We start from the raw sequence: 25,985 nt of genomic DNA on the forward strand, positions 1-25,985 counted from the left end.
CTGGCGGGGCCCTCGTCGTACATGGGATGAGTGGAGATGGCGGGAATCGAACCCGCGTCCACCGGTGTGGAATCAGGACTTCTCCGAGCGCAGTCCGCTGTGATTTTCTCGGCCCCGGAGATCACGCGGACAAGTCTCCGACGGGCTCAGTCACTGTTTGATTTCCCACTACGCCCCGTGACCGGGCTTAGTGGTTTAGTTCCCTAGCTGATGCCAGGATCCGGGTCGGGAACAGCCCCGGGCTGACACTTCGCAAGTCGCTACTTAGGCAGCGAGGGCGAAGGAATCGCGCTTGGTATTGGCGATTATTGGTTGCGACATATGGTTAACGAGATCATTGCCGCTTCCTCGGCTCGCTTCTCCTGCTTCGACAGCCGCTGTCGAAACCGATCATCCCCATGTGGTGTTTTCAAAGGTGGTGCCGCGCCCTCGGAGGGGCACAGCGCCATCATAGGTGAACAACGCGCGACGGGGCCACATCATTCCCGCCGCCCGGAGTCCAGCTCAGGCCCGCTGCCGCCGTCGCGCCGCGGAGATCGCCCGATCGGACTCCCGGCGGTCCTGCCGCTCGCGGAGCGTCTGGCGCTTGTCGTACTCCTTCTTACCCTTGGCCAGCGCGATCTCGACCTTGGCCCGGCCGTCCTTGAAGTACAGGGCCAGCGGCACCAGGGTGTGCCCGGTCTCCTGCGTCTTGCCGATCAGCTTGTCGATCTCCGCCCGGTGCAGCAGCAGCTTCCGCCGGCGGCGCGCCGAGTGGTTGGTCCACGTCCCCTGGCTGTACTCGGGGATGTGCACGTTGTGCAGCCATGCCTCGCCGCCGTCGAGCTGGGCGAATCCGTCCACGAGCGAGGCACGCCCCTGGCGCAGCGACTTCACCTCGGTCCCGGTCAGCACCAGACCGCACTCGTATGTGTCCAGGATGTGATAGTCGTGCCGCGCCTTCTTGTTCTGCGCGATCAGCTTGCGACCCGTCTCTTTAGCCATAGCCAGGCCATTCTCGCACTAGGACCCACCCCCGAGGCCACTCAATACTGTGCGCGCCCGCGCCTCGGCCGACGGGCCGTCGTCGCCCTTGACCGTCAGATCCGGTGCGATGCCCTCGCCGTCGACGTTACGCCCGGCCGGGGTCCGGTAGTGGCCCACGGTGAGCTCGGCGACCGAGCCGTCGGGCAGTTCGCTCGGCATCTGCACCGAGCCCTTGCCGAAGGTGCGGGAGCCCACGACCACGGCGCGGCCGCGGTCCTGCAGGGCGCCGGTGAGCAGCTCGGCGGCGCTCATGGTGCCGCCGTCGACCAGCACCACCAGCGGGCTGTCGGTGTCGCCGCCCGGCCGCGCGTCGAGAACTCGCTGGTCACCACGGACGTCATAGGTGGCGACCAGGCCACCGTCGAGGAGGGAGGAGGCGGCGGTGACGGCCTCGGAGACCAGCCCGCCGGAGTTGCCCCGCAGATCGAGCAGGATGCCGTCGCCCCGGGGGATGGAGCGCACCGCCCGCCGGATCCGCTCTCCGGTGTCCTTGGTGAACGAGTCGACCTTGATCCGGACGGCGCCGGGTCTGTGGTCGTCGTAACCGCTGAGCCGGTCGACGGTCACCGGGTCGGTGGTCAGCCGGGCCCGGCGGAGCTCTTGCGTCCATTTCTGTCCGCCACGCCGCAGCCCGAGCTCCACCCGGGTGCCCGGGGAGCCGTCGGCGGGGCCGCGCAGCAGGGCCACGACCTCGGTGACCGGCCGCCCGGTCACGTTCTTGCCGTCGACCGTGCGCAGCCGGTCATCGGCCCGGATCCCGGCCTTCTGGGCGGGGCTGCCGGGCTCGACCCGCTCGACGGCGATCCGCCCGTGGGCGTCCCGGTGGGCGGAGATCCCGACGCCGACGTACGCACCGTCGAGGTTCTGGCGGAAGCCCTCGTACTCACGGGCGCTGTAGACCGCGCCCCACCGGTCTCCGCTGCGGCTGACCACCTCGCGGGCGGCCTTCGATCCGGACTTCCCGTCCTCCTGGGCCGCGGCCGCGGCCGCCTTGACCTGGTCGCTCTCGACCGCGCCGGCATAGGCACGAGCCGGCATCCGGGCGGGCTGGGGGTCCTGGCGCGGTCCGGGCTCGGCGCCCCAGGAACCCACGGCCGCCCCGGTGGCGAGCACGCTCACGAAGACCAATGTCAGGGCGGCCCCGCGGCGAATGCGGCGGGGCTGGACGAACAAACACGGGCCCGACATGCCGGTGAGTGTAGGGCACCAACAGGCGCCGTACCGGGGGTTGTCCGGTACGGCGCCGTAGGCGAATGTCACACCTTGAGGTACTTGCGCAACGCGAAGAACGCCGCGAGCGCGGGCATGAGCAGGCCAATCGCGAGCACCAGCGGCAGCTTGGCGAGCACCGCGTCCCAGCCGATGAAGTTGATCACATCGATCTTGTCCACCAGCCAGTTGTTGACCAGGAAGTACTGCCCGCTCACCAGCAGTACGCAGGCGAAGCCCGCGCCCAGCAGCCCCGCGATGGCGGCCTCCATGATGAACGGCATCTGGATATAGAAGCTGGACGCGCCGACCAATCGCATGATCCCGGTCTCCCGGCGGCGGCTGAACGCCGACACCCGCACCGTGTTGACGATCAGCATCAACGCGACGATCAGCATCAGCGTCATCACGCCGAGCGCCGCGAAGTTCATGCCGTTGAGCAGATTGAACAGGTCGTCGACCAGGGCCTTTTGGTCCTGGACCTCCTGCACCCCGGGGCGGGCGGCGAAGGCCGTGGAGATGACGTCATAGCGCTCGGGGTCCTTCAGCTTGATACGGAAGGACTCCTGCATCTGGTCCGGGGTCAGGGAATCGGCCAGCGGCGAGTCGCCGAACTGCTCCTTGTAGTGCTTGTACGCCTCCTCACTGGTCTCGAAGTGCACCGACTCGACGATGTTCATCTGCTTGAGCTCGGACTCGATCTCCTGCTTCTGGGCCTCGGTGACCGCGCCCTTGGCACAGTTGGCCGAGGTCTCCTTGTCGTTCTTGTTGCAGAGGAAGATCGAGACGTTGACCTTGTCGTACCAGTAGCCCTTCATCGTGCTCACCTGCTCGCGCATGAGCAGGGACCCGCCGAACAGGGCGAGCGAGAGGGCGACGGAGACGATGACCGCGAAGGTCATCGTGAGATTCCGGCGGAGACCGACGCCGATCTCCGACAGGACGAACTGGGCGCGCATGGCGTCCTTTCAGTGCTGGTAGCCGTAGACGCCGCGGGACTGGTCGCGGACGAGGCGGCCCTTCTCAAGTTCGATCACGCGCTTGCGCATCTGGTCCACGATCTGCTGGTCGTGTGTCGCCATGACGACGGTGGTGCCGGTCCGGTTGATCCGGTCCAGCAGCTTCATGATGCCGACGGACGTCTGCGGGTCCAGGTTTCCCGTCGGCTCGTCGGCGATCAGCAGCATCGGACGGTTGACGAACGCGCGGGCGATGGCCACCCGCTGCTGTTCACCACCGGAGAGCTCGCCGGGCATACGGTCGTCTTTACCGCCCAGTCCCACCAGATCGAGCACCTCGGGGACGGTTTTCCGAATGGCGGTGCGCGGCTTGCCGATCACCTCGAGCGCGAAGGCGACATTCTCCCCGACCGTCTTGTTGGGGAGCAGCCGGAAATCCTGGAAGACGGTCCCCAACTGGCGGCGCATCTGCGGCACCTTCCAGTTGGACAGCCGCGCGAGATCTTTGCCGAGCACATGGACCGCGCCATGGCTGGCGCGCTCCTCGCGGAGGAGCAGCCGGAGGAAAGTGGACTTTCCCGACCCCGAAGAGCCCACGAGGAAGACGAACTCGCCCTTCTCGATCTCAAGCGAGACATCCCGAAGTGCGGGACGGTTCTGCTTGGGGTATGTCTTGGATACGTTGTCGAATCGGATCACTGGAGCACCACGGTGACCTGGGTAGCGGTACGGGCTGCAGCCGAAGCGGCTCCCGTCGGTGAGCGTGACCATACGCGAACCGCGCACGGCCGCGCAGTCCACCGTCCGGCGCGGGTGGGTTTCTTCACTGCACTATTGGGGTCAAACGGTTGACAAACCGCCTGTCGTGGCGGCTGAAACGGCCACGAAACCGGTACGGATGCGGCACGGAATCGTGCGGGGCGCGCCGAACCGGACGGAAGCTGGCACAGTGGAAGGGGAACCAACCCATTTCGCTGGGCGTTGGTCCCGTGTCTACTGCGGCACCGCCGCGCGGGAGGAGAAAGCGCATGACGTACGACAGGCTCGTCTGCGCCAACTGCGCGAGCCCCGTCAGCGAGGGCCGCTGCCCGGTCTGCCGGGCCAGCAGGGAGCGCATGCAGCAGGACGGCAACTTCGGTGGGCTGACGCCGGCCGCGCTGATAGCGCTGCTGGTGGCGCTCATCACGGTGGCCGTGCTCGCACATGAGATGGCGACGGCATAACGGAGCGTTACGCAGGCTATACATCGGGTGTGGCACACCCTCTGAACACACAAGGGGCCCGGAGCTCTGGAGAGCTCCGGGCCCCTTACCGTGCGTAGAGCGCGCGATCAGGCGACGTTGTTGCGGTTCACCAGACGCGGCACAAAGCGGAAGCCGATACCGCCGGCGATCATCGTCGCGGCGCCGACCAGCAGGAACGTGGTCTCGGAGGAACCGGTCTCGGCCAGCTGCTCCTTGGCCTTGCCCTGCTCCACCGGCTTGGAGCCGACGTTGTCGGTGCCGGTGTTGTCGTCGCAGTTGGTGCTGTCGAGGTCCACCGTGCAGGTGCTGTCGTCGCCACCACCGCTGCCGCCACCCTGGCCGGGCGAACTCGGCGCGGTGGTCGGCTCACCGGTGGGCTCGTCGGTGGGCTCGTCGGTCGGCTCGTCGGTCGGCGGCTGAGTGGGCTCATCCGTCGGCTCACCGGTCGGCGGCTGAGTCGGGTCCTCCGTCGGCGGGTCGGTCGGCTCGTCCGTGGGCGGGTCGGTCGGCTCTTCGGTCGGCTCGCCCGTCGGGATCGAGGTCGGCTCTTCGGTCGGGTCCTCGGTCGGCTTGCCGTGGCCGTTGCCGATGCCGACACCGACGTCCAGGCCCTTCTCGTCCGCGTTCGCCGAAACGTTCACGCCGCCGATACCGACGTCAACACCAACGGCCGATGCGGCGCCGGCGGCGGTGAGCGATGCGCCGGCGGCGATCACCGCACCGGCAGCTATGCGCGCAACGCGCAGCCGCGTCTTCTTCGTCATCTGCCTGCTACCCCCAGTAGCTGTACTCGTCAATGGAGCAGCTATGCACGGGGCAACGGCTCGGGGTGTCGCATTCTCCGCGGTCCCCATCCCTCTGAGGCGGTCCGCCGGCCCCCGTTCACACGCGCCCCAGTCATACGCATGCCGCGCGTCAGCCTTCCCAGTTTTCAGATCATCGTCAAGGCCATTGCGTGCGAGATGTCCACTATGGAAGTGGATGCGGCATACATGGGTACAGGACTGTGACCAAAACCGCGGTGCACGGGGCCCGTTGGAGGCCCAGCGGGAAGGTTACTTCCCCTGTTCCTGCTGCTTGCGCCAGCGGATTCCGGCCTCCAGGAAGCCGTCGAGCTCACCGTCGAGCACCGCCTGCGGATTGCCGACCTCGAACTCGGTGCGCAGGTCCTTGACCATCTGGTACGGGTGCAGGACGTACGAACGCATCTGGTTGCCCCAGGAATTGCCGCCGTCGCCCTTGAGCGCGTCCATCTTGGCCTGCTCCTCCTGGCGGCGCCGCTCGAGCAGCTTGGCCTGGAGGACGTTCATCGCGGTCGCCTTGTTCTGGATCTGCGAGCGCTCGTTCTGACAGGAGACGACGATGCCTGTGGGGATGTGGGTCAACCGCACCGCGGAGTCGGTGGTGTTGACGCCCTGGCCGCCGGGGCCCGAGGAGCGGTAGACATCCACGCGCAGCTCGGACTCGTCGATCTCGATGTGGTCGGTCTGCTCGACGACCGGCAGCACCTCGACGCCCGCGAAGGAGGTCTGGCGCCGGCCCTGGTTGTCGAACGGCGAGATCCGCACCAGGCGATGGGTGCCCTGCTCGACGGAGAGCGTCCCGTAGGCGTACGGAATCTGCACGGCGAAGGTGGTCGACTTGATGCCGGCCTCCTCCGCGTACGACGTCTCGTAGATCTCGGTCTTGTAGCCGTGGCGCTCGGCCCAGCGCAGATACATCCGCTGGAGCTGCTCGGCGAAGTCGGCGGCGTCCACCCCGCCCGCCTCGGCGCGGATGTTCACCAGCGCCTCACGGGAGTCGTACTCGCCGGACAGGAGGGTGCGCACCTCCATCTCGTCGACCGCCTTGCGCACGGCCTCCAGCTCGGCCTCGGCCTCGGCGAGGGCGTCCGCGTCGCCTTCGTCGGCGGCGAGCTCGAACAGCACCTCGAGATCGTCGATCCGGCCGCGCAGCTCCTCGGCCCGGCGCAGGTGCCCCTGGAGATAGGAGAGCTTGCTGGTCACCTTCTGCGCGTTCTCCGGGTCGTCCCACAGGGACGGGGCCGCCGCCTGCTCCTCGAGCACGGCGATGTCGGCCCTCATCTTGTCGAGGTCCAGGACGGCCTCGATCGACCCCATGGTCGAGGAGAGGGACTTCAGCTCTTCGGATGCATCGACGACTGCCACGGGACCAGCGTAACCGCTACGGAAGACCGACCGTCCCCGGTCATGGCGTACCGGGGTCCTGGGAGACGGAGTGCTCGCCGCCCTTGGGCTGGTCGCCACCGTCGTCGCCGCCCGCCACCAGCCAGCCGCCGAGCCCCACCGCGACCAGGGCGGCCAGCGTGATCGCGGCCACCTTGAGCCGGCGGCGGCGCAGCGCGCCCGCGACCGCGGGGTTACGGGCCGAGCCCGCCCGGCGCTGGCCGTGCACCCGGGGGGCGCGGGCGGTGCCATGGGCGCCGCCCGCGAGCTCGTCCGCGCTGGGCACCCGCATGCTGGTGTGGGTCTCACGGCTGGAGTCCGGCACCGCGCCGGGGACCAGCGGCACCGCGCCGCGCCGCCGCGAAGGCGTAGGAGCGGGCCCGGCGGCGGGCACGGAGACGCCGCGGCGCGGGGTCTCCGCCTCCGCGCCCTCCCGCCGCTCGCCCTCCTGCTGCTCATCGGGCTCGTCGATGTCCAGCGGCGGATATCCGGCCAGACTGGGCAGCAGCTCGCGCAGCCGGGTGGCCAGCTCGGAGGCGCGCAGCCGGGAGGCGGGCGCCTTGGCCAGGCACTGGAGAAGGAGCTGCCACAACTCGTCGGGGATCCCGGGCAGTGGCGCCACGGTCTCGGTCACATGGCGGCGCAGGATCGCGCCGGGATGGCCGCCGCCGAAGGGCGTGAAGCCGGCCAGCATCTCGTAGAGGACCGTCGCGAGGGCGTACACATCCACGCTGGCCCGGGGCGGCAGCCCCTCGACGATCTCGGGGGCGAGATAGTCCGGGGTGCCGATCACGCTGCGCGGGTTCGGCGAGCGGCCCTGGGACGAGGCCCGGTCGCGGGCCGGCTGGGCGCGGATCGGGGTCGGCTCGTCCACCAGGCGCGCGATGCCGAAGTCGGTGAGCAGGGCGGGGTGCGCACCGCCGGGGCCGAGCGGGCCCCGCATGTCCAGCAGTACGTTCTCCGGCTTGACGTCGCGGTGGACGACCCCGGCGGCGTGCGCGGCGGACAGCGCGTCCGCGACGTCCACCGCGATCGCGACGGCGGCCTCGGGGGCGAGCCGGCGCTCGCGGTCGAGGCGGGTGCGCAGATCCGTACCGCGGATCAGGTCCATGACCAGCGCCAGGTCATTGCCGTCGACCACCAGGTCGCGCACCCCGACCACCCGGGGGTGGTCGAGGCCGAGCAGTACGGTGCGCTCCTGGACGAAGCGCTCCACGAGCTCCTGGTCGGAGGAGAGGTCCTCACGCAGGAGCTTGATGGCGACGGGGCCCTCGGGTCCCTCGCCCAGCCACACCGTGCCGGCGCTGCCGCGCCCCAGGAGCTGATGCGCGGTGTACCGACTGCCGATCTTCCGTGACAAGACTGCTCCGAATCCTCCGACAAGGGGGGCACGTTGGCGACAAAGCTACGCGGCTACTGGCGCGTTGGGTGCACCAGACAGCGCCAACTGTCACTTCTGCGGCGGAAAACACCCTTCGGATGTCGACAAATCACCGGAGTCGGAGGCGAGGAGGCGAGGATGGGGCCGGAGAGTCGAGACGGAGACGGGGCGGAAACGGGGACGGTAATGCTGACGGATCAGCTACTGGGGCCGCCGAGGTCCTCGATCCACTTCTGGACGTCGCCGGCCCAGCCCGTGACCGCGTCCCAGTAGCTCTTCCCATCCGCGATCCAGTCCTTGAGCGGGCTCAGCTCCCAGACCAGCCAGGAGCCGATGATCAGGACCACGATCACGAACAGGCAGCCCTTGAGGCACCCCAGACCCGGGATCTTCATCCGGTTGGGGCTGGAGCCGCGCTGCCGGGGCTCCTGGCGCGGCTCCGGCTGCTGCGGCGGCGGAGCGTAGCGCTGCGGCTGGGGCTGCTGGGGGTGGTGCGGCGCCGGGGCGTACTGCTGCGGCTGCTGCTGGGCGTACGGCGGCGGCTGCTGGCGGCCCCGTCGGCCCTGGGGCGGCTGCGGCTGGGGCGGCTGCTGGGGCTGCTGATACTGCTGCGGCTGCTGGTATTGCTGCTGCTGATACGGCTGTTGGGGCGCGGCGCGGTGCGGGCGGCGGCGCAGCGGGTCCTGGCTCGGGTCGAGGTACTGGACCTGCGTCTGATCATTGCGGTCGCGGGCCGCGCGTAGCTGGTTCTGCCAGGGGTGCGGATCGTCCTGGCCCGGCGGCACGGGCGGCATGGCGCGCGTCGGATCGGCGCCTCCGGCCGGGCCGGAGCCGGTCGGCAGCACCTGGGTGGGGTCGGCGTTGCCCCCGGCGTTCGCCCCGGTGGTCGGCATCACGTTGGTGGCCGCGGCCGGGTCGTACGAGGGGGTGCCCCCCGGCGCGTTCGGGAGCACCTGGGTCGGGTCGGCCGTGCCCGCGGGCGCGGTGTCCGGGACCGGCGCGGGCGCCGGGTCCGGGGCGAGCAGCGCGGCGACGCCGAGCGCCGCCTCGGCCTGCGCGGCGGAGGCGTGCACCCCGACACCGGCGGCGACCACGCGCAGGGCACGGGCCAGGCTCTCGGCGCTGGGGCGCTCCTCGGGCCGCTTGCGCAGACAGCGCTCTATGACGGTCCACAGCGGCTCGGGCACGGTCGAGGGGCGGCGCGGCTCCTCGCTGAGGTGGCGGTGGAGGACCTCGAGGGCGGTGTTGCCGGCGAACGGCGGACGGCCGGTGACCAGCTCGTAGAGCATGATGCCCGCGCCGTAGATGTCCACGGCGGAGGTCTGCGGACGGCCCTCGGCGGACTCCGGCGCCACATAGGCGGGGGTGCCGACGAACTCCTGGGTGCGGGTGAGGCCGGGCGAGTCGGCCAGGCGCGCGATGCCGAAGTCGGTCAGCATCGGGTGCATTTCCTGGCCCTCGCCGGTGCCCGCGAGCAGCACGTTGGCGGGCTTCAGGTCGCGGTGCACGACGCCGTCGGCGTGGCTGGCGGCGAGCGCGTCCGCGATCTGGGCGGTGAGGAGGGATGCGGCGACGGGGGTGAACGGGCCGTTGCTGCGCAGGTATTTGTGCAGATCCGGACCGTCGATCAGGTCCATGACCAGGGCCAGCAGATCACCCTCGACCACCAGGTCACGGGTGCGGACGATATTGGGGTGGGTGAGCCGCAGCAGCACCGAGCGCTCACGGAGAAAGCGCATGACGATGTCCGCGTCGTTCGCGAGCTCCTCCTTGAGGACCTTGATCGCGACGGTCTCGCCGGGCTGCCCGGCCACGGCGGCCTCGGCTCCCGCCGCCTCCCGCTGGCTTGCCCGCCATACGGTGCCCGTGGCTCCGCGCCCGAGCGGCTCCTCGAGCAGGTACTTGCTGCCTACCGGCCGCACGTCATGCGCTCCCTGATCGTGGTCTTACTTCGGTGGTCTGCGATGGGTCTGCTTGCTGCGCTGCTTACTGCTCTGCTTGCTGCTCTGCTTGACGGTCTGCTTGTGGTGCTCGTCCGCCCCACTGTAATGGCGACGCACGATGAGCCCTATCCGATCACCACACGAGGGTCCGGCGCGGGGGAAGACGTGTGATCCGGGCAGATGGTTGCCGAAGGCGGTCCGGGCCGCTCGATCGCCGCTCGCTCGGGACCCGCCGGGCGTCTCAAGGGCGGCCGTTCCGGTCGCAATCAGCCAGTTTCGGCCGACTAGCCGACCAATCAAGATCATGTGGCGCCGGGCGGCGGGCGAAGTGTCGGTGGCAGGTGCGAGGATGCAGGCAGCACGGAAGCGCCGAGCGCCGGGGAGCTCACGCTCCGTGACCCGTACGACCCCGTACGGACCTGTACGTGCCGAAGGGCCTGGGGGCGGTGGTGGGGGTCGGCACCCCTGCCCGGCCCCCCGGACAGAAGGGACCGTTGACGGCGATGCAGATTCGGCTGACCGTCCTCGGGCCGCGCAGCGCCCACCCGGGCCGTTCCGGCCACCATCCTGCGCCCGCGTCCGCGCCGCATGCCCTCATGGGCGCGGTGGACGTCCTGGTCACCGCCCCTGTCGGCACGGCCCTCGCCTCGGTGGCCAGCGGGCTCGCCGACGCGGTCGCCGCGGCCGGGTACGAGTCGGGGGGCGGCAGCGGTAGCGGCGGCGCGGTGGTGCTGTACGCGGGGGGTGAGCGGCTGGACCCGCAGCGCTGTGCGCTGGGCGAGCCGCCGCTGGTGGACGGCGCGGTGCTCTCCCTGCACGCCCCGGCCGATCCCGACTCCGGCCACTACCCCGGCTATCCCGGCCTCCCCGAGACCGCCGTGGCCGACGCCACGGTCCATCTGGACGTGGTCGCGGGGCCCGACGCGGGCGGCGTCCATCTGCTCCACGGCGGCCAGGTCCGCATCGGCCGCTCCGCCGACGCGGACGTCCCGCTGGACGACCCCGACGTCTCCCGGCTGCACTGCGCGGTCACCGTCGCCGAGGACGGCCGCGTGACCATCGCCGACCTCGGCTCGACCAACGGCACCGCCGCCGACGGCGTCCCCGTGGGCACCCATCCGGTGCCGCTGGAGCCGGGGGCGCTGCTGCGGATCGGCGAGTCCGCCCTGCGGCTGCGCGTCCCCTCCGCGACGTCCGCGTTCCCGTCGGCCCCCTCGCGCCTTCCGGTCCACGCGGACGGCGAGGGCCACCTCCGCGTCACGCCCGCCGGGGACCACCCCACCCACGCGGAGGGCCCCTGGACCGGCGCCCCCCAGTCCGCCCCCACCCACTCCACCGAGGGCGCCTGGACACGTCCCGGCCACCACCCCGGCACCGGCTGGACGCGGGTCGCCCAGCCCGGTGACGAGGCTCACTCCGCGTCCAGGCCGTACGACGGGGGCGCGGGCACCGGCCCCCGGGACCCCCGCCGGGGCGAGGAGGGCTGGGGCTCCGGCGAGGGGGCGCCCTCCGGGGCACGCGGCGCGGGCACCGGGGCCCGGGGCGGGGCGGGTGGCCAAGGCCACCGCGACGACGACGGCTGGGGTCCCGGCACGGGACCCACCGGAGCGCGCGGCGCGGGCACCGGGGCCCGGGGCGGGGCAGGCGCCCACGGCGACCGGGAAGACGACGGCTGGGGTCCCGGCACGGGAGCCACCGGAGTACGCGGCACGAGCCCCGGAACCCCGGGCGGAGCGGGCACCCGCGGCCACCGGGAAGACGACAACTGGGGTCCTGACACGGGACCCACCGGAGCACGCGGCACGAGCCCCGGAACCCCGGGCGGGGCAGGCGCCCACGGCGACCGGGACGGCGGATGGCACCCCGGCGCGGGGGCCGCCGCCGGGGCGGGCGGTCGCGGGTCCGGCCACGAGAGCCAGGACGGGCAGGGCGGCCACTGGCCGACCGGCGGCACGGTGAGCCCGGGCGGCTCGCCTTACGGTGCCGCGGGCGCCGGTCGGCGGGGCGAGCGGCCGCGCGACGAAGGACAGGGCGAGACGAGCCGCCGCGGCCGGGATCCGCAGGGCCCCTCGGCCCCCGGCGACCAGCCGTACGACGACCCGTCCACCACCCCCACCCGACGCGGCGAGCGCATCCCCCGGCCGGGAGCCGCCGGACACGGCCCGGCGGGGCAGCCCGAGCGGTCCGCCCAGGACCGGCCCGGCACGGGCGGCAGCGGCGGCGGTCAGCCGGGCCAAGGCCCACGGCCGACCGACACCCGATCCCCGGGTGCCACCCCGCGCGGCGGGCAGCCGCACGGTCAAGGGCGCGGCGAAACCCCCGAGCGTGCGTACCCCGGCGACTCGCCGTACGGCGGCGCGGGTGCGGGCCGCGGTCGGCAGGGCGAGGGCGACGCGGGCTACGGCGCCACCCCACGCGGTGGGCAGCCCTACGGCCAAGGGCGCGGCGACACGGACGGACGCGGCCGACGCCCACAGCAGCCCTGGTCCGCCGGCAACCAGCCCGCCGACGCGAGCCCCGGCGGCTCGCCCTACGGCAGCGCGGACTCGGGCCCCGGCGGCTCGCCATACGGCAGCGTCGACGCGGACCACAGCCGCCACCACGACGGCGACGCCGACTCCGGGCGGCAGCCGGGTCGGGGCGGAGGTTACGGCGCCACCCGGCGCGGCGGGCAGCCGTACGGCCAGGGACCCTCCGCCACCGGCGGACAGCCCGCCGACGCGGCCTACCAGGGAGCGCCGTACGACGGCCCATCAGCCGCCTCCGGACAGCGCACCCCCTACCCCGGCGGTCAGCCGGACGCCGGGCCGCGCGGCGGCCACAGCTCGGCCGACCCCGGCCATGCGGGCCAGGGCGGGGCTCCCGCCGACAGCGGGCAGCGCGAGCGGCCGCAGGCCGGGGGCTCGAGGGCCGGCGGCCCTGGGCGGCGTGGGGCGGGTGACCGTACGCATGCCGGGGCCTATGCGCTGGATGCGCCGGGGGCGCAGGCGCGGCGGCGGGGGATAGGGGCCTGGGTGCGGCAGTTGGCCGGGGGGAAGTCGGCCGAGCGGGGCGGGGTGCGGCAGGACGGGGACGCGCGGGGCGCGGCGGAGCGGGCGGCAGCGGAGGCGGAGGTGCTGCAGCGGCGGTGGCCGGATCCGGCCACCGTGTTGATGACGGCGCTGGGGCCGGGCTCCCGGTTGTGGGAGCGCGCCCAGGGGCATCCCGACGCGCTCACCGTGCGTCTCGGCTCGGCCGACCAGTTGGCGGCGGACGGCGGGTTGCCGGCCGCCGCGCCCGTGACCGTCGATCTGCGGCAGTGCGGTTCGCTGGGGCTGGCGGGGCCACGGGCGCGGGTGGCGGGGCTCGCCCGGTCCGTCGTGGCGCAACTCGCGGCGCTGCACTCACCGGCCACGCTGGAGATCGTGCTGATCAGCGGCGAGGAGCGGCTGGCGGAGTGGTCGTGGCTCGGCTGGCTGCCGCAGGTCCAGCCGTTGCGCGGGCAGGACTGCCGGTTGCTGCTCGCGTACGACGGCGAACAGGCCACGGCCCGTACGGACGAGCTGACCCGGCGGCTGGAGGACGGGCCGCTGGGCCCCGGTTGGGCGAGCGCCTCCCCCGCCGCCGCGGCGTCCGCGGCGGCGCGCCACGTCGGGCCGCGCACCGTGGTGGTCGTGGACGGCGCCCCCGGTCCGGCCGCGCTGCACGACACGCTCGCCCGGCTGGCGGTGACCGGCTCGGCGGCCGGGATCCATCTGCTCTGTCTGACCGAGGCGCCCGCCGCGTCGCCCACGTCCCCGCTCCCGATGAGCTATGAGGCGGCCTGTGCCGCGTCCGCGGCCTTCGCGGCCTCCGGGGTGGCGGCCGTGCTGAGCGGCGATGTGGCCACAGGACTGCAGATCGTCCACGGGGACGGGGACAGGGACAGGGACGCGTCCGGCATCGCCGGGGTCACTGGTGTCTCCGGGCTCACCGGCGCGACCGGCGCCACCACGACCGTGACCGTGGACGCGGTGTCGGCGGCGTGGGCCGAGCGGTTCGCGCGGGCGCTCGCGCCCCTGCGCCCGGCCGCCTCCGCGCAGGGCGGCGCGTTCGGCGGCTCCGACGGCCCGCCGACCGTTCCGCTGCCGGACTCGGCGCGGCTGCTGGACGAGTTGGGCCTGGCGCGGGCCACGCCCGCGTCGCTGCTGGCCCGTTGGGCGGCCGCGGCGGACGAGGTCCCGGCGGGCGGCCGGGCGCTGGCGGTGCTCGGCGCCGGGCCGCGCGGCGCGCTCGCGGTCGATCTGGCCGCCGACGGTCCGCACGCGCTGATCGACGGCACGGCGGGCACCGGTAAGACGGAGTTGCTGCGCTCGTTCGCCGCGTCGCTCGCGGCCGCCGAACGGCCGGACCGCCTAGAGCTCATTCTCATCGACGGAGCCGGAGCCGGGGCCGGGGCCGGAGCGGGCGAGGGGCTGCGGGTGTGCACGGATCTGCCGCATGTCTCGACGCATCTGGCGGCCACCGACCCGGTGCGGATGCGGGAGTTCGCGCAGGCGCTCAGCTCGGAGCTCAAGCGCCGCGCCGAGTTGCTGGACCGGCTGGATTTCACCGCCTGGCACGCCCGGCCGCACCACGGCGATGGCGAGGGCGGCGGCGGAGGTGGCGGTGACGGCGCCGCCGACCCGGGCGGCACCCCAAGCACCCCAAGCAGCACTCCAAGCAGCACCCCGGGCGCCCCCGGCCCCGGTTCCGCCCGTGTCGTCGCGCCCCGCCCGCCCGGCGATATCGACCCGCCACCGAGCGACACCCTCCACACGCTCAATCTGCGCGCTCAGCGCACCGCGAGCGCGGCAGCGGCAGCGGCAGCCGCCCGCCCGCGCCCCTTCCTCCCCCGTCTCGTCGTGCTCGTCGACGACTTCGACGCGCTGGTGGCCCCGGCCCTCGGCAGCCCCGGCCGTCCGGCGGCCGGTTCGGTCGTCCGCGCCCTGGAGGCGATCGCCCGCGACGGCGCCCGCCTCGGGGTGCATCTGGTCGTGACGTCCGGCCGCCCGGACCGTACGGCGGACACGGTGGCCGCCGAGCGGGCCGGACTCCGGATCGTCCTGGACCCGCGCCCGCTGAACCCCGCACACCCCACCGCCGCCGCACACCCCACGGCACCCACCCAGCCCACGCACCGCCATGCGGAGCCCGAGCGGCCCGATACGGCCCCCGCCGCATCGCCACGCTCGGTCACATCCACACCTGCGGCCGCAGCTGCCCCGGGCGGCGACCCGGCCCCGGGCCGTGGGCGGCTGTTCCGCCCGGAGGACGCCGGGGGCACCCCGTTTCAGGCGGGCCGGGTGACCGGGCGGATACCGCGCACCGCCACGCAGCGGCCCACCGTCGTGCCGCTGGAATGGCGGCGGATGGGCGATCCGCCCACCCGCCGGCCGCTGCGCGAGCTGGGGAACGGCCCCACCGACCTCGCACTTCTCGCCAGTGCGCTGCAGCGCGCCGCGCAGTCGGCGGACGCGCCCACCGCACCCGCGCTGATCTGACCGCCCCCGACCGCCGCTGCCCGCCCCCGACCTCCGCAGGCCGCGCCCTGCCCGTTTCCTGCCCGTTCCCGACCGATCCCGTCGCTCCTGACCGGCTTTTCGAGCCCTTCCGTCCATCCTCCCGTCTGACCCACCTGCCCCGTTCTCTGCCGATCGTTCATCACGGCCCGATCACGATCCGTGAGTGAACGCCGGACGCAGTATTGCCACGTTCGGTGACCGGGCGTAGGACTACTCGCACGGGACACGGCCGCACGGGGGCGGTCGGCATCGGAGGGAACACGGGGATGCACGTATCGCTTCCTGCGAAGCGTTCGACACGAGTTGCGGTGGCCCTGCTGGCGGCGGGAGCACTCATGCTCACCGCCGCGGGCTGCGGCGGTGACGACGGAGACACGGTCAGCGGCGGTCCACCGCCGAACACCGTGAAACTGCCGAATCTCAAGGGGCAGAAACTCCAGGTCACCGCGGTATGGACGGGCACCGAGCAGGAAAACTTCACCAAGGTGCTGAAGGAGTTCGAGAAACGCACCGGCGCCAAGGTCTCCTTCGTGCCGAGCGGTGACGACATGGCGGGCTTCGTCGGCTCGAAGGTCGCGGGCGGCGCCCCGCCGGATGTCGCGATGGTCGGGCAGGTCGGCGTGATGCGCGAGTTCGCCCAGAAGGGCTGGGCCAAGCCGCTCGGCGCCGCCGCCAGTGCCGAGCTGGCCAAGAACTACGCCAAGGGCTGGCAGGACCTCGGCTCGTACCAGGGCAAGCCCTACGGGGTGTATTTCAAGACCAGCAACAAATCCCTGCTCTGGTACAACACCTCCGCGTTCGACTACGCGGGCGCCAAGGTGCCGAAGACCTGGCAGGAATTCCTGGCACAGGCCCAGCTCATCTCCGACTCCGGCACCGACGCGGTCGCGATCGGCGGCCAGGACGGCTGGACGCTCACCGACTGGTTCGAGAACGTCTATCTCTCCCAGGCGGGCGCGGAGAAGTACGACCAGCTCGCCCAGCACAAGATCAAGTGGACCGACCCGTCGGTGAAGAAGGCGCTCGAGACGCTCGCCGAGCTGTGGGGCACCAAGGGTCTGGTCGCGGGAGGCCGCAGCGGTGCGCTGCAGACCGCGTTCCCGGACTCCGTCACCAAGGCGTTCGGCAACAAGTCGGAGCCGGACGCGGGCATGGTCTTCGAGGCCGACTTCGTCGCCGCCAACGTCGCCGACGCGGGCGCGGAGCTCGACCAGGACGCGAAGGTGTTCCCGTTCCCGGCGGTGGGCGGCAAGGCACCGGTGGTGACCGGCGGCGACGTCGGCGTGGCGCTGACGAACAGCAAGGCGGCGCAGGCGCTGCTCACCTTCCTCGCCTCCCCGGACGCCGGGACGATCTGGGCCCAGTCCGGCGGATTCATCTCGGCGAACAAAAACGTCAAGTTCAGCGCCTATCCCAATGCCTCGATGCGCAAGATCGCACAAGCGCTGATCGCGGCGGGCAATGACTTCCGGTTCGACATGTCCGACCAGGCTCCCGCCTCCTTCGGTGGCAAGCCGGCCCAGGGCGAATGGAAAGCGCTCCAGGACTTCCTCAAGAACCCGAGGAATGTCGAAGGCATCCAGCGCCAGCTGGAAGCGGATGCCGCCAAGGCGTACAAGAACTGACCACTCGACCGGGAGAACCACATCATGTCGACCGCGACAGCGGACGGCGCGGCCACACCTGGCCGGGCATCGTCCGCCCCACCGGCACAGCGACCGGGCGCCAAAAAGAGGAAGAGCGTCATGGGCACCCGCCCCTGGCTGGCGGCGGTGTTCCTGCTGCCCGCCCTGGTGCTGCTCGGGGCCCTCGTCGTCTATCCGATCGGCTACTCCGTCTACCGGAGCTTCTTCGACGCCTCGGGCAATGGCTTCGTCGGCCTGGACAACTACCAGGAGATGTTCTCCGACGACGCCACCAAGACGGCGATCAAGAACAACATCATCTGGCTGATCCTGGCCCCGACCGTCTCCACCGCCCTGGGCCTGATCTTCGCCGTGCTCACCGAGCGGATCCGCTGGGCCACCGCCTTCAAGCTGGTCGTCTTCATGCCGATGGCGATCTCGATGCTGGCGGCGGGCATCATCTTCCGGCTGGTCTACGAGCAGGACCCGGACAAGGGCGTGGCCAACGCCATGTGGGTGGGCGTGCATGACTCCTTCAGCGAGTCGCCGCCGTTCCCCGGCGCCCATCCGCGTCCCACCGCCGGGCTGACCGAGGCGTCGGGCGGCTCGTTCACCACCCGGGATACCGTCCGCGCCGGCACCCCCGCCTCGCTGCCGCTGGTCGCGGCCAAGCGCGGGGACATCAGCGAGGCGCAGGACGCCAAGGCCGCCAAGGCCGAGCCGGGGAAGGTGACCGGCACCGTCTGGTTCGACTTCACCCGGGGCGGCGGGGGCGAGCAGGGCGCCATCGACAAGGGCGAGAAGGCGATGGCCGACCTCAAGATCGAGGCGGTCAAGGACGGCAAGGTCGTCGCCCGGACGACATCGGCGGCAGACGGTACGTACACCCTCCCCGCCAAGGCCGAGGGCGCCCAACTCCGGCTGCCCGCCTGGAACTTCGCCCAGCCGTACAACGGCGTGGACTGGCTCGGCCCGTCCATCGTCACCCCGGCCATCATCGGGGCGTACGTCTGGATCTGGGCCGGTTTCGCGATGGTGCTGATCGCGGCTGGGCTCGCGGGGGTGCCGCGTGAGCTGATGGAGGCCGCACGGATGGACGGCGCCACCGAGTGGCAGGTCTTCCGGCGGATCACGGTGCCGATGCTGGCGCCGGTGCTCTCGGTCGTCGTCGTCACACTGATGATCAACGTGATGAAGATCTTCGACCTGGTGTACATCATCGCGCCGGGCCCCTCGCAGGACGACGCCAATGTGCTGGCGCTCCAGCTCTTCCAGTCGTCCTTCGGCACCGATGTCAACCAGGGTCTCGGCAGCGCCATCGCCGTACTGCTGCTGTTGCTCGTGCTGCCCATCATGTTCGTCAACATCCGCCGGATCCGAAGGGAGAGCCGCCGATGACCAGCGCGGACACGGTCGTACAGGCGAAGCAGTCCCTGGTCGCGCGGATCGCCGCCCGCGCCGGCGGCGGGGTGATGCGGGTCGTCCTCCTCCTGATCGGCCTGCTGTGGCTGATGCCGACCGCCGGACTGCTGCTGTCCTCCCTGCGGGACCCGGCAGAGGTGGATCTCTCGGGCTGGTGGAAGGTCTTCACCGACCCCGGACAGCTCACCTTCAGCGGCTACGACAAGATCCTGGGCAATCAGCAGATCACCGATTCGCTGTGGACCACGCTCGCGATCACCGTCCCGGCGACGCTGCTGGTCGTGGTGATCGGCGCCTTTGCCGGTTACGCCTTCGCCTGGATGGACTTCCCCGGCCGCGACTGGTGGTTCCTCATCGTGGTCGGCCTGCTGGTCGTCCCGGTCCAGGTCGCGCTGATCCCGGTGGCCAAGCTCTTCGGCGAGATCGGCATCTTCCAGACCACCACGGGCGTGGTCCTCTTCCATACCGCCTTCGGCCTGCCCTTCGCGATCTTCCTGCTGCGGAACTTCTTCGCGGAGATCCCCCGGGAACTGCTGGAGGCGGCCCGCCTGGACGGCGCGGGCGAACTGCGCCTGTTCCTGCGCGTCGTGATGCCGCTGGGCGGCCCGGCCATCGCCTCGCTGGGCATCTTCCAGTTCCTGTGGGTCTGGAACGACATGCTGGTCGCCCTGATCTTCGCGGACAGCGGCAACCCGCCGATCACGGTCGCCCTGCAGCAGCAGGTCCGGCAGTTCGGCAACAACATCGACATCCTCGGCCCGGGCGCCTTCGTCTCGATGCTGATCCCGCTGGCGGTCTTCTTCGCCTTCCAACGGCAGTTCGTGGCGGGCGTGATGGCGGGCGCGGTGAAGTAACCCCGCACCGCCCGGCTCACCTCGGCCCGGCGCCCCTCACTGGGGCGCCGGGCCGCCCCTTTGTGGTCAGTGGCAGCCGGACCGTGTCTCGGCGGTGTCCTTCAGTCGTCGCACCCAGTCCTTGAGGCCCGCGTCGAGGCTGCTCTGATTGCCTGGGATGTCGGCTTCGACGGGAGCGCCCGCCCAAGACTCCTCGGTGGTGGCGAGTACGCCGCCCTTGACCGGTTCGAAGGTGAACAGGTGGACACCGGTGATGCCGTTCACGGGCGCGCCCCATGCGGTGCACCGCAGCGGCTTGACCGTCTTGACCGTCGACTTGACCTTCATGTTCTGCGGTGACCATTCGAAGGACGAACCCGGCCGCAGCGGCCCCGGCGTCGTCTTCCGCGCCGGGGTGATCTCCGGTATCCAGCTCGCCCAGTGGTCGATGTCCGTGTGCAGACGCCAGACCGTCGTCAGAGGCGCCTTGATGAGAACGCTGGCCCCGCTGATCACGGGGGCGTCCTTGTCGACGGTCACCCCCCGGCAGTCCTGGTGGGTCCGGCCACTCGGCCGCACGTCGTCCGCCGCCGCCACTGGCTGCACGGCCAGAGTCACCGTCGTGCCGAGTGCGGCGACACCGATGCCCTTCAGGAGCTTGCGTCCTGCGTTCATCAAGATCTTCCTCTTCCCGATCACCCATGCACATACTTACGATCGTAAGGCTACGGCTGTAAGTTGACCGCGACAAGAGGTTCACGCCAATAAACTTCGGGGTGTAAGGTTACGGAGTGGAGAAGACCAGCGCGGCAGGCCCGGCCGCACCGAAACGGGCGCGCGCACGCAACCGTCGCGGCGAGGGCAGCCGCCTGCGCGAGGACATCGTCTCCGCCGCCGCGGCACTGCTCGACGAGACCGGCGACGAACACGCCATCACCCTGCGGTCGGTCGCCCGCAAAGTGGGCATCGCCGCCCCGTCGATCTACCCGCACTTCCCCGACCAGCCGGCCATCATGCTGGCCGTCGTACAGCGGGAATTCGCCGAACTGGCAACCCTCCTGCGCTCCGCCGCACAGGAGGCCGGTGACAACCCACGAGAACAGCTGTATGCCGTCTGCCGGTCCTACCTCGCCTTCGCGAAGAGCCACCCCGAGCGCTACCGCACGATGTTCGGCGGCCTCTGGATGCCAACCCTGGGCGACAACTCCCTGACCGAGGAGGACCTCGTCAGCCTCGGCTCGACGGCCATACAGGTACTCGTCGACGTTCTTACGGACTGCGCCGCCGCGGGCCAGTGCGCCATCAGCGACCCGTCGCTCGACGCGATCACGCTGTGGCTCAGCCTGCACGGCCTCGCGCACCAGCGTGCCGTCATCCGCGCCTTCCCCTGGTCCGAGGAGAGCATCGCCGACTCCATCATCACCAGGATCACCTGCCTCAAAGACGCCTGACACCGCCCCCGGGCAACCCACACACCCGCCAGGGACGACGGACGCGCCGCCAGAGACAGCGCCCCCGCCTTGCGCGGCACCCGGGGGCGTCGAGCCCGGCGATCCCCCCTTCGAGGGCCTTCACCCCTTCTTGAGACCGGTCGCCTTGAGACCGGTCCACAACGAGGCCCGCGCCGGTCTTCTTCGATCCGTAACCTTACAGCGCGAAGTTTACGTCCGTAGCCCCTTGCCCGCACTCGACTTACATGCGTAGCCTTACTTGCGTAAGCACACAGTCGAAGCCTCAAGGAGCCCCCATGAGTACGCCGGTCGCCACCCGCGCCACCGAGATCGTCCTGCCCGGCGCGGTCGAGCCGAGCGGCCTGGAGGTCCGGACCCGCGACCTTCCCGCTCCGGACACGGGCCAGGTCCTCCTGCGGATGGACGCGACCGGAGTCTGCTTCGCCGAGCAGCAGATGCGCCGCGGCAAGTACTACAACCAGCCACCGTTCCCCTTCGTGCCCGGGTACGACGTGGTGGGCACCGTCACCGCGACGGGGCCCGGCGTGGACGCCGGGATGACCGGACGCCGGTTCGCCGCGGTCACCAAGGTCGGCGCATGGGCCAGTCATCTGCTGATCGACGCCGCGGAACTGACGCCGGTGCCGGACGGCATGGACGCGGCCATGGCGGAGACCGTGGTCGTCAACGGGATCACCGCCTGGCAGATGCTGCACCGGACGGCCAAGGTGCGCGCCGGCGGAACCGTCGTGGTGCTGGGCGCCAACGGCGGTGTCGGCTCCATCCTCGTGCAGCTGGCCCGGCACGCCGGGATCACGGTGATCGGCACGGCCTCGGCGCGGCACCACGCGAGCGTGCGCGAACTGGGCGCGATCCCGGTCGACTACCGCGACCCGGACATGTACGACCAGATCCGGGGGATCGCGCCGGACGGCGTCGACGCGGTCTTCGACCACGTCGGCGGCCCCGGAGTGGTGCAGTCGTGGCGGCTGCTGCGCCGGGGCGGAACCCTGGTCTCGTACGGCACCGCGGCGACGAAGGACGAAGAGGGCAGCTCGCAACTGCCGATACTGAAGCTGTTCGGGCAGCTCGCGGCGTGGAACTCGCTGCCCAACGGCAGGAGCGCGCACTTCTACAACTTCTGGGCGGGTCGGCGCTGCCGGACGGAATGGCGGCGCCGACTGACCGAGGACCTCACCGAGGTGCTGCGCCTGGTGGCCGACGGCGTCCTCACCCCGCAGATCGCCGCCGAGATCCCGCTGTCCGACGCCGCCTCGGCGCTGGCGCTCGCCGAGTCCCGCACCGTCGTCGGCAAGGTCGTCCTCGTCCCGGGGGCCTGACCGTCCCGGGGCCTGACCCGGCGCGTTCTCCTCCCGCACGCCTCTGACCGCGGCGGCCGACCCGCTGATGCCACGCGGCATCTCGCGGCCCACCGCCACGCACCACCCACTCGGCCCGGCACACGGGCAGCTTCCCGGACCACGCACGACACCTGCCGGCTCTCGGCCACCTCTGCCGGTCCGCCCGTCTCGTCAGTTCACCCCACCCCACCACCCCGGAGGATCCGTCATGCCCCTCGCCACCGCCGTCCCCCAGGTCACCGCCCCCAACACCGCCGCCGCGATGCGCTCACCGGGCGACGTCGACAACCGCGCGGCCTACATCGGCTTCGGACTGGCCTACGTGTTCGGGCACGGCTCCGCCGCACTCTCCAAGGGCACCAGCCCGCTGCTCGATCTGCCTTCCTGGCTGCCCATGGCACTCCTCGGTGCCGGGCTCGCGGCCGGCACCATCCAAGCCACCCGCGCCGCCCTGCGCGCCCAGCGCGGCGCCGCGGGGCCGGACCTCCTGTCCGGCAAATTGCTCGGCGCCTCCTGGCTCATCGGCTTCGCCGCCCTGTTCCTCGCCATCACCGGCCTGGCATCCGCCGTCGAGATGCCCGACCTGCAGTCCATGCTCTGGCCCACCGGATCCGGCCTCATTGTCGGCCTGCTCTACGTCAGCGAAGGCGCCGCACGCCGCAACGTCCTGCACTACGGCCTCGGCGTCTGGCTCGCGCTGACCTCCACCGCCGCGCTCTTCCTCGGCACCCCCGGCCTCTACTGGGTCCTCGCCATCGCCGGCGGCGGCGCCTACGCCGTCGCCACCACCCTCGAACGCCGCCGCCTCGGCGTCCGCTGACCACCCACCTTCACCCACCACGGCAAGGAGAACCCGATGATCTACCACGGCATCCGCATGAAGCTCAGGGAAGGCATCACCTCCCAGCGGATCGACGAGGCGCTGGACTGCCTCAAGGACCAGGGCCGGGCCATCCCCGCAGTGAAATCGTTCATCTTCGGCCGCGAATACAACAGCGACTTCGACTGGAGTGCGGTGTTCGCCCTGGAAGATCTGGATGCGTACTGGGAGTACCTCATCCACCCGGTGCACGTGACATCGGAACGAGTCGGCTTCCCTCTGATCGAAAAGTTCGAGAGCTTCGACATCTCCGACACCCCCCACCCAGAACTGGGCGCCAAGATCGCAGAGCTGCAGAAGCGGCACTACGAAGCCGACCCCGGGCTCGCCGAGCTGCTGTCCGGCCTCGACTCCCACACCGGCAGCAGCGCCCTTGCGCGCGGGAGTTGACCGGGTCACCTCACGGCGCACCGCATTCGGCCCACACCGTCTTACCGACGGGGATACGAGGGGTCGTGCCCCAGCGGGTGGCCAGCAGGTCGACCAGGAGGAGCCCACGCCCCGATTCGTCATCGGCCGTCGGCGCCGACGGAACGGCCGGGAGGCGGTCCTCGCGGGCGTCCGAGACCTCGATACGGATCGTCCGCGTGGCGGCTACGCAGGCGAGGCGGAGACGGAAGTCCCGCCCGGGCACCCGGCCGTGCCGTACGGCGTTGGAAACCAGCTCCGCCACCAGCAGGGCCACCGTGCAGGACGCGTCCGACGCGGGCGGATAACCCCACTCCTCCATCCGCCGCACCGCGAGCCGCCGAGCGAGACGCGCTCCGCGCGGTGTGGAGGAGAACTGCTGGGTGAGTTCCCGGAGTTCGGGCTCCGGCTCCGGCGCCGTGGTCGTCTTCAGCACGGTGTTGTCCATTTCCGTCCGATCGATTGTCCGTACGATTCGCAGCGTGTGCACATCGTGACGTTCCGTGCCTAAGGATCGTGGTGCGGGTCTACGCTCGAAAGGCCATGACGCCTTACCTTTCAGGTCGTAAGGAACGGAAGTGATGTTTTGGCCAGAGAGCTTGATCCTCGCTCGTCGATGGCGGCGCTGTTCGGATCGCGGGTCCGCAGACTGCGTACGGCCGCCGGTCTGACCCAGGCCGAGCTGGGCGAGCGGACGCATGTGGTCAGCACCCGGATCACCCAGATCGAGCGCGCGTCCGGGGCGAAACCGACCTTCGAGCTGGCGCGGACGCTCGACTCCGTCCTCGATGCGGACAGCCTGCTCGTCGACATGTGGCCGTACGTCTACCGGGAGGCGTTCCCGGACTGGTCGCGGGCGTTCATGGCGTACTCGGAGCGGGCGGTGTCCATCAGGCAGTACGCAGCGCATGTGGTGCCTGGTCTGTTACAGACCGAGGACTACGCGCGCGCGGTGCTGAGTCTCGACCCCCTGCTCAGCGGCGAGCAGCAGTTGGAAGAACGCGTCACCGCTCGCCTCGGACGGCAAGAACGACTCCGTTCACCGGACCGGCCGGAGCTATGGGTGGTCCTGGACGAGGCGGTGTTACGACGCCCGATCGGTAGCCACTCGGTCATGCGAGCCCAGTTGTACCGGTTGTTGGAGGCAGCCGTTGAACGCCACATCACCGTGCAGGTCCTGCCATTCGACGAGGGCGGGCATGAGGCAATGGGCGGATCCCTGACCGTGCTGACACTGCCTGACAGCGACGAAGTCGCCTACAAAGAAGGAGCCGACTTCGGTCAACTCATCGAGGAACCAAAGGATGTGAAGCAGTACGCGCTGTCCTACGATCGGCTGCGGGCAGCATCTCTGCCCCCGCTCATGTCGCTCGACATGATCCGATCCGTGATGGAGGGCAACCACCGTGGAGCGAGTGTCCCGTCCCGATCTGAACGGCGCCGCGTGGCGCAAGAGCAGCTACAGCAATCAGGCGGGTGGCGACTGCGTGGAGGTGTCCGACGGCATACCCGGCGTCGTCCCCGTCCGTGACAGCAAGCGGCCTGACGGCCCCGCGCTGGTCTTCCCGGCAGGTTCCTGGGCCGCCTTCATTGATGAGCTGAAGTTGGGGGCATGACTGTCGGAAATAGGCTCTCCGGCGCACGGAACCTCCCCCGGACTTCACACATCTTCAGGTGCGCAGGCGCGCACTGACTTCGCGCGCCGATTCGCATTCGAGGGGACCCAAAACTTCATGAAGAGCAAGCTGACCGCCGTGGCCCTTGCGGCCCTCGTCGTCGCCGGCACCGCCGCTACGGCCATCCCGGCCTCGGCCGCCACCGCCAAGGCCGGGCCGACCCGCTGCCACACCGCCGACCTGAAGGCCGGCTTCGCCATGGGGGAGGACGCGAAGCCGGAGATGGATCAGACCGAGAGGCAAACCCAGGCGTACATCTGGTTCACCAACAAGAGCACGCGCACCTGCACCCTGTCCGGTTTCGCCGGTGTTGACATGATCGGCGCTCAGGGGACTGACGGCACCTGGTCGCTGGCACGCTCCTCCAAGGCGCCCGAAAAGATGGTCCTGGGGCCGGGAGACACGACGGACTTCAGCATCAACCTGCTCCCGGTGGCCGAGTCCACGCCGCAGAAGGAGAAGTTCGTTCCGGCGAAGTTCCTGGTCACCCCGCCGAACGAGACGGCGCACTTCACCCTGAAGTGGCCGTTCGGCGGCCAGATCCTCAAGCAGGACGGCGCCACCCACCCGGCCACCTACCTCAACCCGGTCGGGCTGTAACCAAGCCGGACAGCCCCTCACCGCCGTCCCTGAGTCGGCCAGGGGCCGGTCCGCGTCGTCATTCCGGGCCCGCCGGACCCTCGTACGCGAGGGCCCGGCGGGCCACGAACTCCCCCAAAGAACCGGGATAAAGAACTACCCGCCCACCCACCCTTCCTCCTGGTCACCCGTACGAGTGACCAGCTTGCGGGCGAAGCACGCCGGTCGTTACGTTCACCGCAACACAACCGCAAACAGACGACGGCCCCCGGCCGGGACT

22 protein-coding genes and 1 other RNA gene are annotated in these 25,985 nt (G+C 71.1%); 12 read left to right on the forward strand and 11 right to left on the reverse strand.

Features of this window, described 5'->3' with window-relative positions; translation table 11 throughout:
- Positions 1-28: 28 nt before the first annotated feature.
- The 5 genes from ssrA to ftsE form a co-directional block, all read right to left on the reverse strand.
- Positions 29-398, reverse strand: a transfer-messenger RNA (tmRNA) gene (gene ssrA, locus CGL27_RS20135).
- A gap of 106 nt (positions 399-504) precedes the next feature.
- The gene (gene smpB / locus CGL27_RS20140; RefSeq protein WP_078641766.1) at positions 505-984 is read right to left on the reverse strand and encodes an SsrA-binding protein SmpB; all 480 of its coding nucleotides are present in this window, start codon (positions 982-984) and stop codon (positions 505-507) included.
- An 18-nt stretch (positions 985-1,002) separates the two neighbouring features.
- Positions 1,003-2,214, reverse strand: coding sequence for a S41 family peptidase (locus CGL27_RS20145; protein WP_119989069.1), 1,212 nt, complete (start codon positions 2,212-2,214; stop codon positions 1,003-1,005).
- A gap of 68 nt (positions 2,215-2,282) precedes the next feature.
- On the reverse strand, positions 2,283-3,194 hold the full coding sequence (gene ftsX, locus CGL27_RS20150; protein WP_020870885.1) for a permease-like cell division protein FtsX: 912 nt from the start codon (positions 3,192-3,194) through the stop codon (positions 2,283-2,285).
- Positions 3,195-3,203: 9 nt separating this feature from the next.
- A complete protein-coding gene (ftsE, locus tag CGL27_RS20155) occupies positions 3,204-3,893 on the reverse strand; it encodes a cell division ATP-binding protein FtsE (RefSeq protein WP_078641768.1) in 690 nt (229 codons plus the stop codon).
- A gap of 329 nt (positions 3,894-4,222) precedes the next feature.
- Here ftsE and CGL27_RS20160 point away from each other — a divergent pair, with 329 nt between their 5' ends.
- Entirely contained in the window at positions 4,223-4,417 is a 195-nt protein-coding gene (locus CGL27_RS20160; protein ID WP_119989071.1) for a hypothetical protein, read from the forward strand.
- A 107-nt stretch (positions 4,418-4,524) separates the two neighbouring features.
- Here the strand turns inward: CGL27_RS20160 and CGL27_RS20165 are convergent, their stop codons facing one another.
- From CGL27_RS20165 to CGL27_RS20180, 4 genes are all read right to left on the reverse strand, one after another.
- Positions 4,525-5,202 carry a PT domain-containing protein gene (locus CGL27_RS20165; protein ID WP_119989073.1) on the reverse strand — a complete coding sequence of 226 codons (678 nt, stop codon included), beginning with the start codon at positions 5,200-5,202 and terminating at the stop codon, positions 4,525-4,527.
- A 291-nt stretch (positions 5,203-5,493) separates the two neighbouring features.
- Positions 5,494-6,606 (reverse strand): peptide chain release factor 2, encoded by a 1,113-nt coding sequence (gene prfB, locus CGL27_RS20170; protein WP_078641771.1) that lies wholly within the window; start codon positions 6,604-6,606, stop codon positions 5,494-5,496.
- 40 nt (positions 6,607-6,646) lie between these two features.
- Positions 6,647-7,984 (reverse strand): serine/threonine-protein kinase, encoded by a 1,338-nt coding sequence (locus CGL27_RS20175; protein ID WP_119989075.1) that lies wholly within the window; start codon positions 7,982-7,984, stop codon positions 6,647-6,649.
- 218 nt (positions 7,985-8,202) lie between these two features.
- The gene (locus tag CGL27_RS20180) at positions 8,203-9,927 is read right to left on the reverse strand and encodes a serine/threonine-protein kinase (protein ID WP_119989077.1); all 1,725 of its coding nucleotides are present in this window, start codon (positions 9,925-9,927) and stop codon (positions 8,203-8,205) included.
- Positions 9,928-10,451: 524 nt separating this feature from the next.
- Between CGL27_RS20180 and CGL27_RS20185 the strand changes: the two genes are divergently transcribed.
- The 4 genes from CGL27_RS20185 (at position 10,452) to CGL27_RS20200 (ending at position 19,371) form a co-directional block, all read left to right on the forward strand.
- Entirely contained in the window at positions 10,452-15,449 is a 4,998-nt protein-coding gene (locus CGL27_RS20185; RefSeq protein WP_119989079.1) for an FtsK/SpoIIIE domain-containing protein, read from the forward strand.
- A 287-nt stretch (positions 15,450-15,736) separates the two neighbouring features.
- Positions 15,737-17,095: an extracellular solute-binding protein gene (locus CGL27_RS20190; protein ID WP_119989081.1), complete on the forward strand. Its 1,359-nt coding sequence runs from the start codon at positions 15,737-15,739 to the stop codon at positions 17,093-17,095.
- A 24-nt stretch (positions 17,096-17,119) separates the two neighbouring features.
- The gene (locus tag CGL27_RS20195; RefSeq protein ID WP_119989082.1) at positions 17,120-18,493 is read left to right on the forward strand and encodes a sugar ABC transporter permease; all 1,374 of its coding nucleotides are present in this window, start codon (positions 17,120-17,122) and stop codon (positions 18,491-18,493) included.
- Positions 18,490-19,371, forward strand: a complete 882-nt coding sequence (locus CGL27_RS20200) for a carbohydrate ABC transporter permease (RefSeq protein ID WP_078641777.1) — start codon at positions 18,490-18,492, stop codon at positions 19,369-19,371. The genes CGL27_RS20195 and CGL27_RS20200 overlap by 4 nt, the downstream gene beginning before the upstream one ends.
- Before the next feature lie 66 nt (positions 19,372-19,437).
- Here the strand turns inward: CGL27_RS20200 and CGL27_RS20205 are convergent, their stop codons facing one another.
- A complete protein-coding gene (locus CGL27_RS20205) occupies positions 19,438-20,025 on the reverse strand; it encodes an SRPBCC family protein (protein ID WP_119989084.1) in 588 nt (195 codons plus the stop codon).
- A 116-nt stretch (positions 20,026-20,141) separates the two neighbouring features.
- Between CGL27_RS20205 and CGL27_RS20210 the strand changes: the two genes are divergently transcribed.
- From CGL27_RS20210 to CGL27_RS20225, 4 genes are all read left to right on the forward strand, one after another.
- Entirely contained in the window at positions 20,142-20,801 is a 660-nt protein-coding gene (locus tag CGL27_RS20210; RefSeq protein WP_119989086.1) for a TetR/AcrR family transcriptional regulator, read from the forward strand.
- Positions 20,802-21,097: 296 nt separating this feature from the next.
- Positions 21,098-22,141, forward strand: coding sequence for a medium chain dehydrogenase/reductase family protein (locus CGL27_RS20215; protein ID WP_119989088.1), 1,044 nt, complete (start codon positions 21,098-21,100; stop codon positions 22,139-22,141).
- Between the two features lie 229 nt (positions 22,142-22,370).
- Positions 22,371-22,982 (forward strand): ABC transporter permease, encoded by a 612-nt coding sequence (locus CGL27_RS20220; RefSeq protein ID WP_119989089.1) that lies wholly within the window; start codon positions 22,371-22,373, stop codon positions 22,980-22,982.
- A 36-nt stretch (positions 22,983-23,018) separates the two neighbouring features.
- A complete protein-coding gene (locus tag CGL27_RS20225) occupies positions 23,019-23,432 on the forward strand; it encodes a Dabb family protein (RefSeq protein ID WP_119989091.1) in 414 nt (137 codons plus the stop codon).
- Between the two features lie 10 nt (positions 23,433-23,442).
- Here the strand turns inward: CGL27_RS20225 and CGL27_RS20230 are convergent, their stop codons facing one another.
- Positions 23,443-23,898: an ATP-binding protein gene (locus tag CGL27_RS20230; protein ID WP_119989093.1), complete on the reverse strand. Its 456-nt coding sequence runs from the start codon at positions 23,896-23,898 to the stop codon at positions 23,443-23,445.
- A gap of 168 nt (positions 23,899-24,066) precedes the next feature.
- Between CGL27_RS20230 and CGL27_RS20235 the strand changes: the two genes are divergently transcribed.
- The 3 genes from CGL27_RS20235 (at position 24,067) to CGL27_RS20245 (ending at position 25,726) form a co-directional block, all read left to right on the forward strand.
- Entirely contained in the window at positions 24,067-24,981 is a 915-nt protein-coding gene (locus CGL27_RS20235) for a helix-turn-helix transcriptional regulator (protein WP_119994469.1), read from the forward strand.
- On the forward strand, positions 24,944-25,066 hold the full coding sequence (locus CGL27_RS52130) for a DUF397 domain-containing protein (RefSeq protein WP_240450574.1): 123 nt from the start codon (positions 24,944-24,946) through the stop codon (positions 25,064-25,066). Before CGL27_RS20235 ends, CGL27_RS52130 begins: the two co-directional genes overlap by 38 nt.
- Before the next feature lie 117 nt (positions 25,067-25,183).
- The gene (locus CGL27_RS20245) at positions 25,184-25,726 is read left to right on the forward strand and encodes a DUF4232 domain-containing protein (RefSeq protein WP_119989097.1); all 543 of its coding nucleotides are present in this window, start codon (positions 25,184-25,186) and stop codon (positions 25,724-25,726) included.
- Positions 25,727-25,985: the final 259 nt, after the last annotated feature.

Origin of the sequence: Streptomyces sp. 11-1-2, from assembly GCF_003595545.1 — a bacterium.
GTDB lineage: Bacteria > Actinomycetota > Actinomycetes > Streptomycetales > Streptomycetaceae > Streptomyces > Streptomyces hygroscopicus_B.

Bases quoted from the DNA above. Each gene is read 5' to 3' on its own strand.
- smpB (WP_078641766.1), bottom strand. From the start codon at position 984: ATGGCTAAAGAGACGGGTCGCAAGCTGATCGCGCAGAACAAGAAGGCG.
- CGL27_RS20145 (WP_119989069.1), bottom strand. From the start codon at position 2,214: ATGTCGGGCCCGTGTTTGTTCGTCCAGCCCCGCCGCATTCGCCGCGGG.
- ftsX (WP_020870885.1), bottom strand. From the start codon at position 3,194: ATGCGCGCCCAGTTCGTCCTGTCGGAGATCGGCGTCGGTCTCCGCCGG.
- CGL27_RS20160 (WP_119989071.1), top strand. From the start codon at position 4,223: ATGACGTACGACAGGCTCGTCTGCGCCAACTGCGCGAGCCCCGTCAGC.
- CGL27_RS20165 (WP_119989073.1), bottom strand. From the start codon at position 5,202: ATGACGAAGAAGACGCGGCTGCGCGTTGCGCGCATAGCTGCCGGTGCG.
- CGL27_RS20185 (WP_119989079.1), top strand. From the start codon at position 10,452: ATGCAGATTCGGCTGACCGTCCTCGGGCCGCGCAGCGCCCACCCGGGC.
- CGL27_RS20190 (WP_119989081.1), top strand. From the start codon at position 15,737: ATGCACGTATCGCTTCCTGCGAAGCGTTCGACACGAGTTGCGGTGGCC.
- CGL27_RS20195 (WP_119989082.1), top strand. From the start codon at position 17,120: ATGTCGACCGCGACAGCGGACGGCGCGGCCACACCTGGCCGGGCATCG.
- CGL27_RS20200 (WP_078641777.1), top strand. From the start codon at position 18,490: ATGACCAGCGCGGACACGGTCGTACAGGCGAAGCAGTCCCTGGTCGCG.
- CGL27_RS20205 (WP_119989084.1), bottom strand. From the start codon at position 20,025: ATGAACGCAGGACGCAAGCTCCTGAAGGGCATCGGTGTCGCCGCACTC.
- CGL27_RS20215 (WP_119989088.1), top strand. From the start codon at position 21,098: ATGAGTACGCCGGTCGCCACCCGCGCCACCGAGATCGTCCTGCCCGGC.
- CGL27_RS20220 (WP_119989089.1), top strand. From the start codon at position 22,371: ATGCCCCTCGCCACCGCCGTCCCCCAGGTCACCGCCCCCAACACCGCC.
- CGL27_RS20225 (WP_119989091.1), top strand. From the start codon at position 23,019: ATGATCTACCACGGCATCCGCATGAAGCTCAGGGAAGGCATCACCTCC.
- CGL27_RS20230 (WP_119989093.1), bottom strand. From the start codon at position 23,898: ATGGACAACACCGTGCTGAAGACGACCACGGCGCCGGAGCCGGAGCCC.
- CGL27_RS20235 (WP_119994469.1), top strand. From the start codon at position 24,067: ATGGCGGCGCTGTTCGGATCGCGGGTCCGCAGACTGCGTACGGCCGCC.
- CGL27_RS20245 (WP_119989097.1), top strand. From the start codon at position 25,184: ATGAAGAGCAAGCTGACCGCCGTGGCCCTTGCGGCCCTCGTCGTCGCC.